Origin of the sequence: Methylomonas sp. AM2-LC (assembly GCF_039904985.1) — a bacterium.
In the GTDB taxonomy this organism is placed as follows: domain Bacteria; phylum Pseudomonadota; class Gammaproteobacteria; order Methylococcales; family Methylomonadaceae; genus Methylomonas.
In genome coordinates this window covers 244,485-264,068 of the sequence record NZ_CP157005.1, presented here as the reverse complement: position 1 = coordinate 264,068, position 19,584 = coordinate 244,485, and the positions used below count along the sequence as shown (strand labels likewise).

Genomic DNA, 19,584 nt, shown 5'->3' with positions numbered 1-19,584 from the left:
AGTGTGATTATTGATTGAAAGTGCTGAATGCATAGTGTTTACTAGTACCTATAGAGGGTAGTTAGGTAATGAAATCAGCTTGATTAAAATAAATATGCTAAGCAAGCAAAATATCAGCTATTTTAACGTAACTAGCCTATTGAGGCTAAAGCCTTTTTGTTAAGGTGTAAACAGAGTTTTTCTGGTTAACCATTAAATAGTGTTAAATTGATCCTTATAATTCAATGTCATTTATTCATCGGATGTAAGCTGTGCTGAACAGAATGATGGGCATTCTTGCTTTGGCATAGCCTATAAAAACTAACTTTTACCCTAAATAGTGACAATTTATCAAAGATTACTTAAATTCTAAGGTACTGACATGACTGTTATTCGCCAGGACGATTTCGTTGATAGTATTAGCGATGCATTGCAATTTATTTCCTACTACCACCCTTTGGATTTTATCCAGGCCTTGCAGATAGCTTACGAAAAAGAACAAAGCCCAGCGGCCAAAGACGCAATGGCACAAATTCTGATTAATTCCCGAATGTGTGCTGAAGGGCATCGGCCTATTTGTCAGGATACAGGTATTGTTACTGTTTTCCTTAAAATAGGTATGAATGTGCAATGGGACGCCAAACTCAGTGTCACAGAAATGGTAAATGCTGGCGTACGTAAAGCTTATTTAGATCCAGATAATTTATTACGCGCATCCATACTGGCTGATCCAGCAGGCAAACGAATTAATACTCAGGATAATACGCCAGCAGTGATACACATGGAGTTGGTACTCGGTGATAAAGTTGAGGTGGAAATTGCTGCTAAAGGCGGTGGTTCAGAGGCAAAATCAAAATTTGTTATGTTGAACCCTTCAGATAGTATTGTGGATTGGGTAATGAAGACAGTACCTACTATGGGCGCTGGCTGGTGTCCACCGGGTATTTTAGGAATAGGTATAGGTGGAACTGCAGAAAAATCCATGATTTTAGCAAAACAGGCCTGTATGGAAAGTATCGACATTCAGGCGTTGATAGCGCGTGGTCCAGAAAATGCATTGGAAGAACTGCGTTTGGAGTTGTATGAAAAAGTAAATGCTCTGGGAATAGGTGCGCAAGGTTTAGGGGGTTTAACTACTGTCCTGGATGTGAAAATAAAAGATTATCCTACGCATGCTGCCAATAAACCGGTGGCGATGATTCCCAATTGTGCGGCGACTCGGCACACCCATTTTGAATTAGATGGTTCGGGTCCTGCTCAATTTATTCCGCCAAAATTGTCTGATTGGCCAGTGATTACGCAGACAGCTGGTAATGCACGTCGCGTGAATCTTGATTCTCTTAACAAACAGGACATTGCAACATGGCAAACGGGTGAAACCTTGCTGCTAAGTGGTACATTGTTAACAGGCCGGGATGCGGCACATAAGCGTATAGTTGAATTATTAAAGAATGGCGAGGCTTTGCCTGAAGGTGTCGATTTTACAAATAAAATGATCTATTACGTAGGGCCAGTCGATCCAGTACGTGACGAAATTGTTGGTCCGGCAGGCCCAACTACGGCAACCCGAATGGATGGTTTTACTGAGATTATTCTGGAAAAGACTGGCTTGTTGGGCATGATAGGTAAGGCCGAACGTGGTGCAATGGCAATTGCTGCTATCAAAAAGCATCAGTCTGTATACTTGATTGCAGTTGGTGGCGCAGCGTATTTAGTCTCTAAAGCAATAAGAAAAGCACGTGTTGTCGCTTTTCCAGAATTAGGGATGGAAGCCATCCATGAATTTGTGGTTGAAGATATGCCGGTAACTGTTGCTGTCGATAGTCGTGGATCTTCTATTCATACCAGTGCGCCACTGCACTGGCAGGCAAAAATTGGCAAGATTCCAGTAATACAAGTAAATTCCAATTAGGTTTTGTGGTGTTAATGAATCCAACCTATAGACCTAAAATATTCAATGGCTCGATAAGAAAAGCTATTTGGTTTGATTGAATAAGGAAATGAGTAAGCGGCAACACCGCCGTAACGATTTTTTAGCTCTAAAAATTTTTGATTCATGGCATCTGGACAAATTGTACGTTGCTGTGCATCAAATACATAACGTTGAAAATACAAATTTCCATGAAAACTCATGGATGCGTCTAGATAACGTTGATCTAAAACGATGCTGTTTTTAGGGAAACACACCATATAAGGGCCTATATGTGCGGATTGCCCTTGCACGGGTTCAATCACGCCAATAATGTCATTTTCTACCAAATAGTTTTCGCGATCCGCTATCCAATAATTGATATCTAAATGGTCAACAAAATCAAGACCCTTATCGGTTGACATAGCTTTGTAATACTCTGTTGAACTGACCAAACCTTCGGTATGAAAAAAACGATAATGATTACCCAAGAAGAAGCCAAACGATCCGGCACGATCACCCATTGCAAAATAGGTGTTTTCCGGTAATTGTTTTTTGTGAATCCAATTAACTAATTCCAGATTTTTACTGCCGAAAGTTTCTTCAACAGAATTAGCATTTGCTGCTGAGACTGCCATGTTTATTCTGGACAACATTGAGGTTATGGCAGGGTTTAAGGTAAAAAATATAACTAAGCATAAAACACCGACATAAATATAATTAAAAAAACTAAAATTATCGTTTAATAATTTTTTTATTAAATAAATACATTCAAGAGTTATAAAAAAATTAATTAGGAAAGTTGCCCAAAAATACCATGCCCATATCGGCCAACCGGACAGTGTGCCATAATATAATAAGCATAAGAAGCAGGCTACAGTGGCTATCACTATTTCAGATAAAAAATTTAGCTCATTTATTTTATATTTCTTTAGTTTAAGTATAACTACGATGATTAAAAAAACTTCTGCAGGATAAATGAGTCCTTTTAAATAGATATATCCGCCAATAAAGAAGTTTTCTGCAAAATGATTACCTACGGACTTTGACAATCCTGATACTGGAACAGGAATATTAAAATAATAAAAATTGATGGCTGCATAAACAGCAATCATTGGGATTATTACCAAATAATGACGTAAATCGACCTGTTTTTTTATAAAAAAATAATAGATATCTCTAGCGACAATAATTGATAATGTATCTAAGCGACTTAAAAATAAAAATGAACCAAAAACCCCACGAAGCTTCCAGTTTAAGGCATTGATAAATAATATAAAAAAAGTGGGAATCAATACCGATTCCATACCACAGATAATATTGGAAAAGGCTAAAAAACTGAGTGCTGAGTTAAATCCAATAAGATATTGTATTTTTGAAAAATAGGTAAAGGCGGCAACAAATAAAAATGTTAAGGAATATAGCTGTATAACCAAGCTTAAGTCACTGGTTCCGAATATAAATCCTGTTAATGTCAACAATAATAACCATAGCGGTTGATAACCGTTTGTTTTAAACGGAGGCATAAAGCTACTTATGCCGTTTTCAACCATATTCCGTGCGATACCCAAATAATAATAGGCGTCATCAGTAATTATATCAACCCATACTAAGGCATCGTAAGAAATAATAATATAGATGCCAACCGAGAAAAAAATAATAATAATTAAAACTGAAAATATATCAAAAATATTGATTATTTTATTGAAGTATAAGAGGTTTTTATTTAATATTAAATTCATTGTCCGTCCATTTTTAATTATTAATAACTACAATTCCATCAATATTAAGTCTGAGTTATAAAAATAAAAAGAAGATGTTAAAATTAGAGTAATTTATAGCTAACTAGGTGATTATCACTATCCTGTATTTGTGTCATTTCTGTGTTTCAATTGGCAATGAAAATTTTCTAACTCCACCGTAAACCCTTTTTAATTCAGCTAGCTTAATTGTGAATTCGTCTGGGCATACCACCCGATTTTTCATGTTGAAAACATACCGATATTCATATTTTTGGCTAGCAGTATACTTAGAGGGGATATAGCTTTGATCAAACACTATTCCTTGTTTTTGGAAACAAATTAGGTAAGGACCCTTATGTGCTGATAAACCCTGGATAGGCTCTATAACACCAATCGTTTCATTGGCTTCCAAGAAATTCTCCCTCTCAGCTATCCAGTAATCTATATTTTGTGTATCTATAAAATCTAGTGCATTATCTGTTTTCATGGCTTGATAATATGCTGTGGGGCCAACCAGTCCTTCTGTATGTAGAAAACGATAATGATTACCTAAAAAGTAACCAAAAGACCCAGCCCGATCACCCATGGCAAAAAAGCTATTTTCTGGAATGTTGTATTTTTTTATTAATTCAACCAGTTCGATATTCTTCCGGCCAAAAGTTGCATCTAGAGCAGAAATCGTTGGGGCATTTGTAAAAAAAATTATACGATCAGATATAAAATCAACAGAGGGCTTTATGGTATAAACAATACCCAATGTTAGTAAAGTTAAATAGACAAATTTAACATTATTTTCTTTAGAAATTATCAGCTTATTGAGTAGAAACGCAGTTTCAAGCAAGGCATAGTAAATTAGTAAAAAAGGTGCCCAGTAATACCATGACCAAAATCCCCAACCGGATTTGGTACTATAATAAAATGCTACAAAGCAGCATGAAATTAATAGTATTGAAATTTCATCCAGATAGCGCAACTCGCCTATTTTTTGTTTACGAACAATATAAACAAATAATATGACAATAATGAGTCGAAAAGAGGTTTTAAGTGTTAATAAATAACCTAAACCGGCATTGATGTTCTCACCAAAATTGTTACCAATCGATTTGGCAAGTCCAGAAACCGGTACCGGAATTCCAAATAGTAAGTAGTTTATTAGGCCATAAACCAGTATGACCGGAATTATAATGAGATAGTGTTTAAAATCAGTTTTGCGTTTTGTTAGTACAAAATATAAGTCTCTTGCTATAACCACAGACAAAGCATCTAAACGGCTAAGAAATAATAGAGAGCCAAAGCAGCCCCGAAATTGCCAAGATTTTGAAGTCATGAACAGTATAAAATAGACTGGAATCATGACAGACTCCATACCATTAATAGTGATATGAGCGTATGAAAGAGAACAAATAATGGCAGGAAAAGCCATAGCATAGCAACGTCTGGATAATGCTATAAAACAGAGAACAAATAGGCAAGTAACCAGATAATTCTGAATGACCAGAGAAACTTCATCGGTGCCAAAAATGGCTGCAAAGCAAGTTAAAACTACTAACCAGAGCGGTTGATAGCCATTAGTGGAAAATGGAGGTAAAAAGCTACTAGCACCATGCTCTATGATATTACGCACTATGCCTAAATAGTAATAGGCATCATCCATGATTAGGTCAACCCAGACAATTGGCGGATACTTTAAAAATATGAATAAACCCAGAAAAAGAGTCGATAAAATAACTGTAACAAATAGGCTATCAGTAATATTTATTATCCGTCTGAAAGGCATAGAAACGCCATAATCCAATTTATTCATTGTCTATCCTTTACAATTTACTGATTAAGATCTAAGGTAATTATCCAACTAGCTTATCAAAAAACCTCTAGGTAGCAAATAACTTTGGCTTTTAGTGTAGGGAAAATTATTGCTCGGTGCCTAGGCACTAAAGGCCAAATAGCAACTTTATAGTTTGAATTGTTAGGGTTTAATGAGTCCTATATCATTACTCAATGGTTGAAACCCAATATTTTTAGCGGGTGTGTTTGCACAAAATGTTACATTATTTCCGGTAATGGTTGCACATGGATCAGCATTCATACTATTTTTTTCAAGGCCAATTGCGTACCATTCAGGCCAGTAAGCAATACCATTCAGTTTAGGATTATCTAGAATAGTATAAGCAACCCTGACTTTGCCGTTTGTATTCCACACTAGATTATTAGAAATGTTTGACGATTGTGCCGGTAGGGTATAGTTGATAGGTAGGCTTTCATTAACGGTGGAAATGATAATATTATGTGTAATCACGTTACCTTCAGGCCAAGTATCATGCTGCATGGGTAATGCCAATTCGGGATATTTTGTTTTCCATATAGCGTTTTGGTATGGCACTTCAGTTAGCGATTTTCGGTTGGCACTCCAGTCGTAATTTGGCCAACGTGCATCAATACAAATTGCACAATTTTCAGTATAAAACAGATTGTTTTCAATTCGATGATCACGTCCACCACCCAATTGAATAGCTTTAGCACCCGCTTTGTTAAAAATATTGCCTATGACGCTAAAACTGCTGACACCATCATCCAGGTACAAACCCACGGCGCCATGCTTAGTATATTTAAAGGCGAGGGTTTGTGGATCAACGCTTTGTAGTCCATAACCTTCAATATCATGAATACTGTTAGAACGAATGATATTGCCTCGATTTGTCCAGTTACGACCACTGTATATTGCGCCACAATCAGAAGACTGTTCGCAAATATGACTAAGCTCATTATTTTCAAATAAATGATCGTTTCCATTGATGGCTGTGCCTGTGCCAGGTAGATTTTCAATCAGATTATGTGTAAATCGATTACCCACGCCTGTAGTTGTGATAGCTGGAGTGAAAGCAAAAAAGTGTCTACCAAGATGATGAAAATGGGTATTATGGATCAAATTATTAGCGGGTTTAAGTGTGGCACGATCACCACCATTTATGGCTATTCCCATTCCGCCAGTATCGTGGATACGACTGTTGCTAATTGTCAATTCAGTGCAATTTTGAGTATCCAGCGCTGATAAGTCCACAGCATTAATTTCGATATTATCAAATGTTATATGGCTAGCATCTGTAATGAGGATAGGAATACCTGTAGTATAACGAAAATTAAGATTTTGGAAGTCCAGAAAATGTGCGCCTTTGATATTGATAAGATTGGCTAAAGAAGAGGCGACAATCACTTTTGGTGTAGTGCTTTGTTCGGGTGGTATAAATAATATTTTAGCGTTTATCTGATCGTAGTACCATTCGCCTGGGACATTGAGTTCTGATTGAATATTTTCTAGATAAAATCTTTCACCACTAATAATTGGATAAGTTGTATTTTTAGCTAGATTGATTTGATTTAAATGGCTATCGACAGACGTTACGGGTATGTACTCGTCAAACCAGTCATTACCAGCAAAAATATGTACCTGAATTTGTTCGCTATTGTTTACATCAGGTAGTTGTTCATGGCTGGTATAACTGTTTTTTTCAGTTAAAGGATGTTTAATATGAGCCCATCCACTATCTGGCCAGCGCGCCAGTTGTAAGCAATTTTGGTCAACGTATAGGTTGAATGTAGGAATAGTGATGTTTTTAATGGTTTCTTTGTTGGGGCTACTTTCTGGTAAATGTATACCGGCAGCTGTACAACTCCAAACTGTTTGGTTTTCTGCAGAACAGTTTGATAATGCAATACCACCACTAATAATAGTATCGGTTGTTTCTGCTTTCCAAATGATCTTTCTCTCAGCAAAACCCGTGTCTCGTACATCAAAAGTTAGCGGTTTTGCTAATTGATAGGTACCTGAAGCAATATGAACTGTTACTGATTCTTTAAATTGGCCATTGGTTTTTAAGTCACGAATGGCTTGTTGGGCACGCGCCAAGGTTTGAAAAGGTCCATTTGTATTACTTGAATCAGGAATTGGGCTAATACCCGTTGCTTGATCGTTGCCTAGTGGTGATACATAGAAATCTTGTGCTGATACGGTAACACTGAAGCAGAAAGTGATGACTAAAAGGTAATTTTTAGAGTTCGACATAGATTCTCACTTCACATCCTTTGACGTTGTTTAAATGATGTATCAGAATATGTTTGGAGTAAATTCAGGCACTAGTTGTTTTAATAGTATTAATAGGGCGTTTTGGTCGCGATGTTGACAGGCAAGCACCAAATCTTCTATTAGAATAGACCATTCAGTATTTTCATATAATCTGGCTTTAGCCAAGTGTAGTTTTTCATGGCTAGTCGCTAATAATTGTTCTTGATCATGGAACAATTCTTCATATAATTTCTCACCAGGTCGCAGGCCAACGTATTTTATCTCAATATCTTTGTCGGGCAGTTTACCGCTTAAACGAATCATTTGTTCGGCAAGATAAGCAATTTTGACTGGTTCTCCCATATCCAATACAAATACTTCGCCGCCTTTACCGATGGTTTCTGCTTGCATGATTAATTGGCAGGCTTCTGGAATGGTCATAAAGTAACGGATAATATCTGGATGCGTAACTGTTACAGGCCCACCCGCTTTAATTTGTTCGCGAAATAACGGTACCACACTTCCAGCTGAATCTAACACATTACCAAAGCGAACAGTAGTAAAACGGGTATTTCCGCTAAGATTCATGTGTTGACAAAGAATTTCAGCGGCGCGTTTAGTTGCTCCCATCACATTGGTTGGATTGACCGCTTTATCGGTAGAGATTAAAACAAATCGTCCTACACCAGAAGCTAAGGCTGTTTCTGCAATAATTTTAGTGCCAATCAAATTATTATGTACTGCTTCTCGGGCTTGTCCTTCTAATAAGGGTACATGTTTATAGGCAGCTGCATGAAATATGATGTCTGGATGATGTTGGCGAACAACATGTTCGACTGATAGCCGATCTGTAATATCACCAAGTACCGTATGATGTTGGATATTTGGAAAAAGTCGAGTGAGCTCTGCGTCAATTTTGTATAAATTAAATTCGCATTGATCGAATACAATTAAGCTGCGGGGTAAAGTTTTTGCCAATTGTCTACAAAGTTCAGAACCAATTGAGCCGCCGCCACCAGTTACCAGTATGTCTTTACCTTGTAGATGGGTTTTGATGGCTAGCCAATCGAGTTGAACTGGGTCACGTCCCAGTATATCCGCTATGGATACGCTACGAAGATTGGCTTTTGTGACCGCACCGCTTAATAATTCTTTTACAGAAGGCAGGGTTTGAAACGGTACTGGACTATTCTCACAGATTTCAACAATGCGGCGCATTTGGGTATCCGTCGCAGAAGGAACTGCAATAAGCATAACTTCAATATCCCATTGTTTAACTAATTCGGGTATTTGCGAGATGTTGCCTACAACACGTATGCCGCGAATTTCTCGGTTAATTTTATTCGGCGAATCGTCGACAAAAATAATTGGTATATAACCACTATTGCGGTTGGATAAGAGGTCTCTGACCAATAAATCTCCAGCAGAGCCTGCACCTACAATCAACGCCCGTTGTCCAGTGCATTGAAGAAATAACCGCTCTTTCCAAAATCGATAGACTAAGCGCGGAACACTTAGAAAAGTCAGTAAAGTGAGTGCATATAAAGGCAAAACCGAACGAGGTACGCCTTGCAGACGGTTATAAAGAAACAGACTACTGGCAATTAAGAAAACACCCACGAGTACTGAATTACCAATACGTATCAGATCGGGAAGTGAAGAAAATCGCCATACACCACGATACAACCCAAAATACCAGAATTGACTAACTTGAAGACCTATCACTGCGGGTAAAATAAGTGTGGCAGAATAAAAATATTCATCCGGTATAGTTTGCAGGTTAAAGCGAAGCCAGTAGGCACCAAACCAGGCAAGGGGGATCATACATATATCATGCAGAAAAATAGTTGTACGTGAGCGGAACTTAAATTTCATGAGTACTAGCGGCTTGACCCGCTTTAAAATGATGGGCTATAGCAAATAAGGGCAGGTAGGCAATAAATATACCCAACAAGGCTGCCGTGGGATGTAAAAAAACCAGCCATGAGATAGGGAGTAACCAGAGTAAATTAATAGCCCAGCACATTTTTAATACAGTGAGATGCCCGTGCAATTTAGCAACACGTTGATAAGTGTGTGAACAATGGGCAGAATACCATTTTTGTCCGGTTTTGATGCGCACCAGTAAAGTATAACTGGCATCGACAATAAATAAGCCGAACAGAATTAAACCGCAATATAACAACACTGCCAGTTGTTGTGAGGCCAGCAAAATTAGTATACCCAATACCAGTCCAAGAAATCCGCTGCCGACATCACCCATGAAAATACTGGCTTTTGGCCAGTTCCAGATTAAAAAGCCCAAAGCTGCGGCGGTTAAGCTGATTGAAACCATGAATAATGAAGTATCGATATTTAGTAAATAAGCGGCAAGCGCGGCACTAACGAAAACAGCTTCCGAGGCAGCAATTCCGTCTGTACCATCCATGAAATTAAATAAATTTAATATCCAAACAAGTGCAATTACTAGGGGTATATAGCTCAACCAACCCATAATTAAGGTACTACTACCAAGTAAACTGGCAAACGGTTCGGGTATCAAAAGTAAAGGTAAGCCATTAAAAAAATACAAGGCTAAAAATGCACTACATAAGTGAGTCAAAAAACGCCAACGGGAAGCTATAGGTGTGTGGTCGTCACAAAAACCAATAACTGCGACTAGAAGAGTTGCACTAAATGAATAAAACCACGCGCTACTAATCTGTGCGGTTAAAAATAAATACACACAAGCAGAATAAAACACCAAGACTATAGCCAGACCACCACCGCGAGCTGTGGGTGTGCTGTGAGAACTGCGTTGATTAGGGATGTCGAGTACATTGCGCGCAACAGCATAATAACGAATCAGGCGCGTAAGCAACAGACTAATGATAAATACAAACAGAAAATGGATTAGCACATTAGATTAAGTTTAGATAACGAATGATGTCAGGTAATGATTCTGAGAGGGTGTGTCGTGGGCTAAATCCCAACTCACTAGTAATTTTAGCAGACGAATAGCTAGCCGAACCGGATAATTTTAGTAAGGCATCACTATCAAACACAAAACGTCTAGCGGTAACACGACTGATCATGTCCCCAGTTTTTGCTAACAGACGTAAAACCTCAAACGGGATTGCCCAATGTCTGCTAGGTTTACCTAATGCAGCACGTATCCAGTTGTAAAGTTGTCGGCTTGAATAATTTTGTTGATCGGTAATGATGTATATTTGACCACTAGCCTGTGTTTTTTGCGAAGCTAATAATGCTGCAGAAACCACATCATTAACATGTACCATTGAACGACGATTGTTAAATTCGGGTAGCGGCGGGAAAAAACCACGTTGAATAGCATTTATCATCTTGGGTAAATTGCCTTTGCGGCTATTGCCGTAAACCATGCTGGGGCGTATTACAACCGGATGGGGTATGTAACCACCGTGTAATACCAGTTGTTCTGCTGCATATTTGGAGCGTCCATAAGGAGTATCGGCAGGCGGATTTACCGATTCATCCATCGGTTGTTGCAGACTGTCACCGACAGCTTTAACGCTACTGAAATAAACAAAATGCTGCACACCTGCTTGTTGAGCTGCTTCCAGTAATTTACGGGTAGCTTCGGTGTTGATTTGGAAGTATTCGTGTTCATCTTGCCGTGTTTCTGCTAAGGCGTGGGCTTTTCCTGCCAGATGGAAAATAGTATCAATGCCCGCACATAGCTCTGTTGGACAGGGGTCTACAGCTAGATCCAAAACCCAATTTTTAGAGCCAAAATCGCAGGGCTGTCGGGTTAAGGTAGTAAAATCTCGAGATAAGTTTTGTAATGTGTGTGCAAGCTGAGAGCCTATGAAACCATTACAACCTGTAATAAGTACTTTATGCATGTAATTGTTCATAGATGGCCAGCGTTTCTCGATTGACTTGCTCTGTAGAGTAGCCATTGATTGCTATATTTCGCCCGTTTTCCCCCATTTCTAAACGTAATCCAGAATTTGAGATTAATAAGTTTAGTGTATTTACTAAGCTGTCTATGGATTTTGGGGGTATTAAATAACCATTTTCTGCATTGTGCACAATTTCTCTGCAGCCTGGTATATTTGTGGTAACAATGGGGAGGCCTGAAGCGGCTGCTTCAATTAATACTCTTGGAAGTCCTTCTGCATAGGAAGGTAGACAGATGATATGTGCTTGGCTGAAAACGGATGGCATATCGTCCTGATGCCCCCACCATTCTATACAGCCTGCGTTTTGCCAGGCAATTAATTGATTTTCTCCTATTGATTCAGGATTTTGCGTATCAGGAGCGCCAACCAGAACAAAACGAGCATTAATCGTATTTTTATTAATTATTTTAGCCGCCTCAACAAATTCTCCAACGCCTTTATCCCACAGCATGCGTGACGCTAAAATAACAATGGGTAAACCATCCGGTTTTTTAGTTGGCACAAATTGTTGCATGTTGACACCGGCACCACGAATTAGACGCGTGTGTTCAAGTTTGATAATTCCTTTGTTGGCAAAAAATGCTCTATCATCAGGATTTTCAAAAATAGCAATACTATTGATTGGATTCAATAGAAAACGATAGGCTAATAAAATCAGGGGTTTTAAAAGTCGGGCTTTTAGTTGTTTAGAACTAAAAACATAACCCAAACCAACTGGAGCATTAACTATATAAGGTACACCTGCAATTCTAGCTGCAAGACTGCCATATAGAATTGGTTTTAATGCCACTTGATGAACAATTTGTGGACGTTCCTGACGATATAAGGTGACCAGTTTTTTAATTAGTTTAATTTCATTAAAGGGATTTATTTTACTGCGATCGATAACCAGCGGAATAAGATTAATACCCTGATCTAAAATGATTTGTGCATGCTTATTAACACGGGTTAATACTGAAACTTCATATCCAGCATTTTTTGCAGCAACAGCTCTATCCAGAAAATGGGAACAAAAAAACCAATCTTCTGTAACAAAGTAAATTAATTTCATTTTTAATTTATGATTGTGTAGCTCTAAACACTGATTTTGCGAAAAATAACACTGATCCAAACAGCCATTTAATTTTACCGGAGCGCATAAAGGTCTCAAACAGAGTGGAAGCTACGTGAATATAGGCTAGACGTGAACGCCGAGCCTTGCTTTGGATAGGTATACGATAGCCAATGAGTGTTTCCGGTATGTTAGCAAAAATTAAATTTTTCTTTTCTGATAAACGTAACCATAGATTATAGTCTTCGCCACCACAATTGCCAAAATATTCACCTTCTTTAATAATGTTAAGGAGTCTTCTGTACACTACAAAAAATAAACAAATAGGATAAGCTAAATCTATCACTAATCTTATTCACTCAAAAGCAATAAAACTGGGGAGCGAAATGGAATTAAGCGATGGGGCAAGAGGAACTTGCAAAACTCTCGAATTGAAATCAGAGCAAGTAAGTTTTGACACAATTAGCGCCATTTTTTCGAGTAAACTTCACTTTCGATGAGAAGTCGTAAATGTTGTAATTTTAATAAAATTTAATGCGTAGCTAACTATTTAAATCCTTTAGTGATTCTTCGTCTGATTAAAATCAGTATCTGATTGGGAACCTTAATGTCAAACATTAAGCCGAACATAACCTTAGCATGACTGTTTTTCCGCCCACTCTTCCTCCAAATTAATCTTTTAATCGTTCATTAACGTGTCGACAACGTTTATTTTTAGTATCCGTCCAGCCGTCCCATCTAGCTAAATAGAGTCAAAAATATCATCCTTAGTGTTTTTCTAAGGAGATTAAGCAATGAGTTTACCCAGTAAGTGGATTAGTCATATTGAAAACTGGCAGCGCAGCGGTCTAAAGCAAGTCGATTATTGCCAGCAACAGGGGCTTAACTATAATACGTTTTCAGCACGCTTGTGTGATTATCGAAAGCGGTTCGATCAATCGCTACCTGCCTTGATTCCAGTTCAGGTACAAGGTGCGGGTAAAGCATCTGATGCTGACAGAGCAATTATATTAAAGCATAGCAAAGGCCATCAGCTCGATTTACCCGTGTCTACTTCAGCCTTATGGTTGGCAGAGTTGCTGCGATGCCTGGATTGATTTCCTGTCCGCCGCAAATTTGGTTAGCCGTCATGCCTGTGGATATGCGTCGAGGTATTGATGGTTTGTCATTCATTGTACAACAAGCGCTAGGCCATTCGCCGTGCGCTGGTTCCGCGTTTGTGTTCCGCAATCGGGCGGGTAATCGTTTGAGATTATTGGTTTGGGATGGCGCGGGAGTCTGGCTATGTCAGCGGCGTTTGCATCAGGGCAATTTTGTTTGGCCCAAGTCAACGGCGGTGAATTATTCGATGAGTCAGGAGCAATGGCAATGGTTAATAGCCGGTGTTGATTGGCAACGATTGTCGGCGATTCCGCAGGCGCATTGGCAGGTTTGAATTCGATTTCATAGCCTTAAAATACGATAAAAAAACAGTGAGGATATTGTGAAATACACCTGTATTTACAGTATGTTAAAGGGTTTTTTATTGTATAATATATCCCATGAAATCGCTGACTGAACTTGATCATTTAAACCTTGATCCCACGACTAAAACGCAGGTGGCCGCTTTACTGCAATCATTACTGGAGCAAGCCGAACGCGATACCGCTCTGTTGCAATCTAAAGACGCACTCATCAAAGCAAAGGATGCCGCCATTATAGCCAAAGACTTCAAAATCGAAGCCTTGACGCATGAAGTGGCCTATTACCGCCGTATCCGCTTTAGCGTTAAAAGCGAATCCCTTTCGCCCATGCAACGGGATTTGTTTGAGGAAACCTGGAATACCGACATGTCCGCGATTGAAGCGGAACTCGAACAACTGAAAGACGATCAGCCCTGCGAAACAGTAGCCAAACCCAAACGTCCGCGCGCAGGCCGCCAACCGTTACCCGCTCATTTACCCCGCATTGAACATCGTCACGAACCCCAGTCATGCGCCTGTGGTCAATGTGGCAAAGATTTAGTCAAAATCGGTGAAGACATTACCGAGCAGTTAGACGTTGAACCCGCTAAGTTTTTTGTTCACCGTCATATTCGCCCACAATACGCCTGTCGCGTTTGCGAAACCATCACAGCCGAACCGATTCTACCCGCCGTTATCGATGGCGGCATGGCGGCCATCGGTTTACTGGTTTGGGTGATGATTAGTAAATTCCAAGATCATCTGCCTCTCTATCGTTTGGAACAGATTGCAGCGCGTGACCAGGTGATTCTTTCTCGCTCGACCTTGGCAGACTGGGTGGGACGCATCGGTGTGACCTTACGGCCTTTAGTGGATCGTCTGATCTGGCATCTCTTGCAAGGCAATACCCTTCATGCGGATGAAACGCCGGTGTCACAGCTTGAACCTGGCAAAGGCAAAACCCGCAAAGCCTATCTGTGGGCTTACCGCAGCAATGATCTGGATGACGTGCCACGCATGATCGTTTTCGATTACCAAACGGGGCGGGGTGGCGAACATGCCCGCCACTTTCTGGGCGATTGGCAAGGCCATTTGATGGTCGATGACTATAGCGGCTATAAGGCGTTGTTCTCAAGCGCAGGCTGCACCGAGTTGGCTTGTCTGGCGCATGCGCGTAGAAAATTCTTCGATCTGCATCAAGCCAATCAAAGTGCGATGGCTTACGAAGCGTTGCAACGTATTAACATTCTTTATACAATCGAAGCCGAAGGTAAAGAGATGACTGCAGCAGAGAGGAAACAATTACGCCAAGAAAAAAGCCTACCGCAACTTAACGCTTTTCATGCATGGCTACTGCAATCGCGGATCAATACCGCCAACGGCGGTGCTTCGGCTAAAGCTATCGACTATACCTTAAAACGATGGCCTGCACTGATCCGCTATGCTGAAACAGGACATCTACCGATAGACAATAATCCAGTCGAAAACTGTATACGACCCATTGCCCTTGGAAAAAATTATGCTCAGTCAGTTATTATGCTGAGTTTACCTGTAACTATGCGGAAAGCCGCGTAACAATTAGGCTTTCAGCGCAATAGAGCTGTTTTTTAACTCAACATAATAAATTGGTGGTTTTATGTAGTTCCTCTTGCTTTCATCAGGAATACATCATGCCTACCAAAATTCAACCAACGGGATTATCCCGCCTAGCCTTGCTCGTCGATGCACCGCTTAGCTGCATTGCCACCCCATACATTGAAGCATTACAAAAACAGCAATATGCCAAACATACTATTGAACTTTACCTTAAATGTATTATTCGTTTTAGTTGCTGGCTAAAAACAGAAAACCTAGATTTATCAAGTGTCACACCTAAACTGATTGACCACTACCTTAATGATTTAATGTTGCTGTACCCAGCAACGGTAGATGCCCGCTACTTCATTAGAATGGACAGAGCAGCTTTAAGGTGTTTGCTAATTCTTTTGCCTAAACAGCAGGTACAAATCACAAAAAAACCGATAGAAGCAGAACTTGATCGATTTTCTGATTATCTGCTTAACATTTGCGGGATTTCGCCACAGACCTGTGTAAATCGTCGCCAGCATATTTGCGCCTTTCTTAAACATCGATTTGACACAGCTCCACCTGATATTTCTCAGATTTCCGGTGACGATATTGATGCCTTTTTTCAACACCTAGCTTTGAAGTGGCAGCCAGCATCGCTTAGAGAGGTTAGCTCAAGCGTACGCAGTTACCTGCGCTTCCTCGCCTTGCAGGGGAAGCACATTTCTGTATTGCTGGCTTTTATTCCAAAAATTTCATCCTGTTCGCATGCGACACTACCCAAGGTGCTAACTGACATCCAAGTCGATGCTTTTTTAAAGGCATTCGATTGTTCTTATCCGGTCGGTATGCGCGATTATGCCATAGCTCGCTGCTTGCTCGACCTGGGTTTACGCGGTCAAGAAACAGCCTATTTAACGCTGGATTCTGTGGATTGGCGTAACGCAACGCTGACCATCAATATTAACAAGAGCAAGCGAGTACAGCAATTGCCACTTTCCACTTCAACTGGGCAAGCAATCGCTCAATATCTGTTCGCAGGCCGACCACAGACAACCAGTCGAATCCTGTTTATTCGGCATAGAGCCCCTTTTAATCAACCGTTAGGTGTACCTGCCATCCGCAGCGCGATGAATCGTGCATTTGTTCGTTGCGGTTTACGAAGTCAATTTTGCAATACCCATGCTCTACGGTCAACAACTGCGACACGACTACAAAAGGCAGGAGCATCCATTAAGGAAATTGCGGATTTACTAAGACATCAAAGCCTTGATACCGCAAAGACGTATGCCCGAGTTGACATTGAGCTTTTGCGTACTGTGGCGTTACCTTGGCCAGGGAGTTGCTCATGAAATCCAATTTCTGGAAGTTGCGGGTCGAAGCTTATTTAGTACATCGCCACAGTCTAGGTTATAAACTATCCATTGATGAAACCGTACTTAATGGATTTGCCCGCTACGCTGATGATCAGGGCGATCAGTATTGCCTGACGTTAGAACTTGCCGTGCAATGGGCTCGCCAATCGAAACGAAGTCAACCCATCACTTGGGCGCGCCGACTTGAAGTTCTACGTGGATTTGCTCGATTCTGTTTGCGGATTGATCCCGCTACGGTGATTCCACCAATAGGATTATTCGGCCCTGCCCATCGGCGACTTATTCCGCATATCTATACAGAAGCCGAACTCATTGCGCTGCTCAATGCAACTGATAATCTCGTTTCTCATCACGGCTTACGTCCCGCCACCTGTCGAACTGTTTTCGGTCTATTGGCTTCAAGTGGATTACGCATATCCGAAGCGACATCGCTAACTTGTAGTGAGGTTGATCTTGATGATGGCGTGCTTTATATCCATGAGACCAAATTCCTGAAAAGTCGCTGGGTTCCGTTACATCCAAGCACCACCCAATCACTAATCGACTACGCCAAGCTACGTAATCAAATCATATCTCATCCAGCCTGCAATCGTTTTTTCTTGTCTGACGAAGGACAGCCCATTAAACGGGCAAATATTATGTATGCCTTGCATTCGATTTGCCAAGAATTTGGCTGGAAGCCTCGTGGAGATTATGTACATCATCGACTACATGATTTTCGACATACATTCATTGTTCATAGCATGTTGCGATTTTACCAGCAAGGTATTGATGTTGACCACGCCGTGCTTGCTTTATCAACTTATGTTGGACATGCGCGAATCAGCGATACCTACTGGTATTTCACTGGCATTCCAGAACTGATGTCAATCGCAGCGGAACGTTTTGAAAGATATTCGAAGGAGATCAGCAATGAACAGTTTGCTAACTAATCCCGCTGAATTTGCCGCCTTAGTTCAGCGCTTCTTTGTCGAACGATTACTTCAGCAGAGAAATGCCAGCCCCAGAACAATCGCTGCCTATCGTGATACCTTTAGAATGCTCTTATGTTATGTCGAGCGCAAAATAGGTAAATCACCAAACAAAATGGCTTTGATCGATTTTAATGTGGCATTGATACTCGACTTCCTGGCATACCTTGAATCGGAACGCCACAATACGATAAGAACACGAAATGCTCGTTTGGCGACTATACGAGCTTTTGCACATTATGTGTCGCTACAATGTCCAGAGGCCATGCAGTTGACTCAACAAATCCAGGCGATTCCGATGAAGCGCTTTGAAAAACCTATGTTAGGCTTTCTATCTCGTGAAGAAATTCAGGCTTTGCTGGAAGCGCCCGACGATCAAACTTGGTATGGGTATCGGGATCGCATTTTGTTGATTTTGCTTTATAACACTGGAGCTCGGGTGTCTGAGTTAATTGGTATTCGAGTGGCAGACGTTGAGTTAACCATTTCACCTTCGGTACGTCTACATGGTAAGGGCCGCAAGCAACGCACTGTACCATTATGGAAAGATACCGCCACCAAAATACGTCAGTGGCTGCTGTATGCCAAGTTAAATCCAGAGCAATCATTAGTGCCAACACGCAAAGGCTTACCAATGACTAGATCCAATGTGGCTGAGCGAATTGCATTAGCGGTCAGCTCGGCAATAAAGCATTGTCCTCAGTTACAAGGTCGAAAAGTAACGCCACATACACTCCGCCACACTACAGCCATGCACTTACTACAAGCAGGTGTAGACATTACCATTATCGCTTTATGGTTGGGTCATGAAAACCCAGCAACTACCCATGGATATATTGAGGCTGACCTATCTATGAAAGAACGTGCTTTGTCGACAATAGCTCTGCCACCTGAAATTGGGCAGGTGCGCTATCATCCATCTGATGACCTTCTAAAGTTTTTGGAGAGCCTATAAAATTATGCACAGTCGGTAGCGCAGTAAGTATTGTGTGCTGCCGACTTTCGATAAATACTCAGCATAATAACTGACTGAGCATAATTTTTTTTATGCAAAGCTTTGCATAAAAAAAAGAACTGGTTGTTTACCGGTTCAGAACGAGCCGGTAAACGCGCGGCTGCCATTCAAACCTTGTTAGGTACAGCTAATCTGAATGGACTTAATCCGGCCGAATGGTTAAGGGGGACTTTGGAAAAATTACCCACATGGCCTAATAACCGTATCGACGAATTATTGCCTTTAAGTCCAGAGTGGATTGCGAACATTAAACTCAATCCGCCGAAAAAATCTACGTGGTAGCGTTATGCGCATACTATTTTTCGCCGTCATTTCATTTTTGAGTTCCTGATTTCCAAGCGATTTTGTCGCAACCCTTACCAAGGGAAATTGACAGATTTATTTGATTAGTGATTTTCTAAATACTCTTTTAGTAAAGTCAGAGGTTGAGAAGGCTGTTTCTTATGAATTCAAAAGCCCAACTTACTGTTGATATAATTTTCAAAATCGCTCAAGGTGAGATAAAAATTATCAATGCTTCCATGCTGTTAAATAAATCACGTCGAACAAT

General features: G+C 40.4%; 14 protein-coding genes and 2 pseudogenes. 8 read left to right on the top strand and 8 right to left on the bottom strand.

Features of this window, described 5'->3' with window-relative positions; genetic code table 11:
• Positions 1-361 precede the first annotated feature (361 nt).
• Entirely contained in the window at positions 362-1,891 is a 1,530-nt protein-coding gene (locus ABH008_RS01225; protein ID WP_347988055.1) for a fumarate hydratase, read from the top strand.
• Between the two features lie 11 nt (positions 1,892-1,902).
• On the opposite strand, the gene ABH008_RS01220 is transcribed toward ABH008_RS01225, so the two are convergent.
• From ABH008_RS01220 to ABH008_RS01185, 8 genes are all read right to left on the bottom strand, one after another.
• A complete protein-coding gene (locus ABH008_RS01220; protein WP_347988054.1) occupies positions 1,903-3,630 on the bottom strand; it encodes a hypothetical protein in 1,728 nt (575 codons plus the stop codon).
• Between the two features lie 133 nt (positions 3,631-3,763).
• Complete coding sequence (locus ABH008_RS01215; RefSeq protein ID WP_347988053.1) at positions 3,764-5,434, bottom strand: hypothetical protein; 1,671 nt, start codon at positions 5,432-5,434, stop codon at positions 3,764-3,766.
• Between the two features lie 162 nt (positions 5,435-5,596).
• Positions 5,597-7,690 carry a right-handed parallel beta-helix repeat-containing protein gene (locus ABH008_RS01210; protein ID WP_347988052.1) on the bottom strand — a complete coding sequence of 698 codons (2,094 nt, stop codon included), beginning with the start codon at positions 7,688-7,690 and terminating at the stop codon, positions 5,597-5,599.
• Positions 7,691-7,732: 42 nt separating this feature from the next.
• On the bottom strand, positions 7,733-9,514 hold the full coding sequence (locus ABH008_RS01205; RefSeq protein WP_347988051.1) for a nucleoside-diphosphate sugar epimerase/dehydratase: 1,782 nt from the start codon (positions 9,512-9,514) through the stop codon (positions 7,733-7,735).
• Positions 9,515-9,554: 40 nt separating this feature from the next.
• Positions 9,555-10,589, bottom strand: coding sequence for a glycosyltransferase family 4 protein (locus tag ABH008_RS01200; protein ID WP_347988050.1), 1,035 nt, complete (start codon positions 10,587-10,589; stop codon positions 9,555-9,557).
• Position 10,590: 1 nt separating this feature from the next.
• A complete protein-coding gene (locus tag ABH008_RS01195) occupies positions 10,591-11,553 on the bottom strand; it encodes an NAD-dependent epimerase/dehydratase family protein (protein WP_347988049.1) in 963 nt (320 codons plus the stop codon).
• Positions 11,546-12,664 carry a glycosyltransferase family 4 protein gene (locus tag ABH008_RS01190; RefSeq protein ID WP_347988048.1) on the bottom strand — a complete coding sequence of 373 codons (1,119 nt, stop codon included), beginning with the start codon at positions 12,662-12,664 and terminating at the stop codon, positions 11,546-11,548. Before ABH008_RS01190 ends, ABH008_RS01195 begins: the two co-directional genes overlap by 8 nt.
• A 7-nt stretch (positions 12,665-12,671) precedes the next feature.
• The gene (locus tag ABH008_RS01185; protein ID WP_347988047.1) at positions 12,672-13,010 is read right to left on the bottom strand and encodes a hypothetical protein; all 339 of its coding nucleotides are present in this window, start codon (positions 13,008-13,010) and stop codon (positions 12,672-12,674) included.
• A 448-nt stretch (positions 13,011-13,458) separates the two neighbouring features.
• Between ABH008_RS01185 and ABH008_RS01180 the strand changes: the two genes are divergently transcribed.
• The 7 genes and pseudogenes from ABH008_RS01180 to ABH008_RS01150 all read left to right on the top strand — a co-directional run.
• Complete coding sequence (locus ABH008_RS01180) at positions 13,459-13,761, top strand: IS66 family insertion sequence element accessory protein TnpB (RefSeq protein WP_347988046.1); 303 nt, start codon at positions 13,459-13,461, stop codon at positions 13,759-13,761.
• On the top strand, positions 13,749-14,099 hold the full coding sequence (tnpB, locus tag ABH008_RS01175) for an IS66 family insertion sequence element accessory protein TnpB (RefSeq protein ID WP_347988045.1): 351 nt from the start codon (positions 13,749-13,751) through the stop codon (positions 14,097-14,099). Before ABH008_RS01180 ends, tnpB begins: the two co-directional genes overlap by 13 nt.
• A gap of 106 nt (positions 14,100-14,205) precedes the next feature.
• A pseudogene (locus ABH008_RS01170) lies at positions 14,206-15,627 on the top strand (IS66 family transposase); the annotation flags it as partial.
• Between the two features lie 149 nt (positions 15,628-15,776).
• Positions 15,777-17,024 (top strand): tyrosine-type recombinase/integrase, encoded by a 1,248-nt coding sequence (locus tag ABH008_RS01165; protein ID WP_347988044.1) that lies wholly within the window; start codon positions 15,777-15,779, stop codon positions 17,022-17,024.
• Positions 17,021-17,980, top strand: coding sequence for a tyrosine-type recombinase/integrase (locus ABH008_RS01160; protein ID WP_347988043.1), 960 nt, complete (start codon positions 17,021-17,023; stop codon positions 17,978-17,980). The genes ABH008_RS01165 and ABH008_RS01160 overlap by 4 nt, the downstream gene beginning before the upstream one ends.
• On the top strand, positions 17,961-18,974 hold the full coding sequence (locus ABH008_RS01155; protein ID WP_347988042.1) for a tyrosine-type recombinase/integrase: 1,014 nt from the start codon (positions 17,961-17,963) through the stop codon (positions 18,972-18,974). The genes ABH008_RS01160 and ABH008_RS01155 overlap by 20 nt, the downstream gene beginning before the upstream one ends.
• 111 nt (positions 18,975-19,085) lie before the next feature.
• A pseudogene (locus tag ABH008_RS01150) lies at positions 19,086-19,316 on the top strand (transposase domain-containing protein); the annotation flags it as partial.
• Positions 19,317-19,584 lie beyond the last annotated feature (268 nt).

Coding starts and splice junctions, on each gene's coding strand:
- ABH008_RS01190 (WP_347988048.1), bottom strand. CDS start 12,664: ATGAAATTAATTTACTTTGTTACAGAAGATTGGTTTTTTTGTTCCCAT.
- ABH008_RS01195 (WP_347988049.1), bottom strand. CDS start 11,553: ATGCATAAAGTACTTATTACAGGTTGTAATGGTTTCATAGGCTCTCAG.
- ABH008_RS01210 (WP_347988052.1), bottom strand. CDS start 7,690: ATGTCGAACTCTAAAAATTACCTTTTAGTCATCACTTTCTGCTTCAGT.
- ABH008_RS01165 (WP_347988044.1), top strand. CDS start 15,777: ATGCCTACCAAAATTCAACCAACGGGATTATCCCGCCTAGCCTTGCTC.
- ABH008_RS01220 (WP_347988054.1), bottom strand. CDS start 3,630: ATGAATTTAATATTAAATAAAAACCTCTTATACTTCAATAAAATAATC.
- ABH008_RS01160 (WP_347988043.1), top strand. CDS start 17,021: ATGAAATCCAATTTCTGGAAGTTGCGGGTCGAAGCTTATTTAGTACAT.
- ABH008_RS01205 (WP_347988051.1), bottom strand. CDS start 9,514: ATGATCCCCCTTGCCTGGTTTGGTGCCTACTGGCTTCGCTTTAACCTG.
- ABH008_RS01155 (WP_347988042.1), top strand. CDS start 17,961: ATGAACAGTTTGCTAACTAATCCCGCTGAATTTGCCGCCTTAGTTCAG.
- ABH008_RS01215 (WP_347988053.1), bottom strand. CDS start 5,434: ATGAATAAATTGGATTATGGCGTTTCTATGCCTTTCAGACGGATAATA.
- ABH008_RS01225 (WP_347988055.1), top strand. CDS start 362: ATGACTGTTATTCGCCAGGACGATTTCGTTGATAGTATTAGCGATGCA.
- tnpB (WP_347988045.1), top strand. CDS start 13,749: ATGCCTGGATTGATTTCCTGTCCGCCGCAAATTTGGTTAGCCGTCATG.
- ABH008_RS01180 (WP_347988046.1), top strand. CDS start 13,459: ATGAGTTTACCCAGTAAGTGGATTAGTCATATTGAAAACTGGCAGCGC.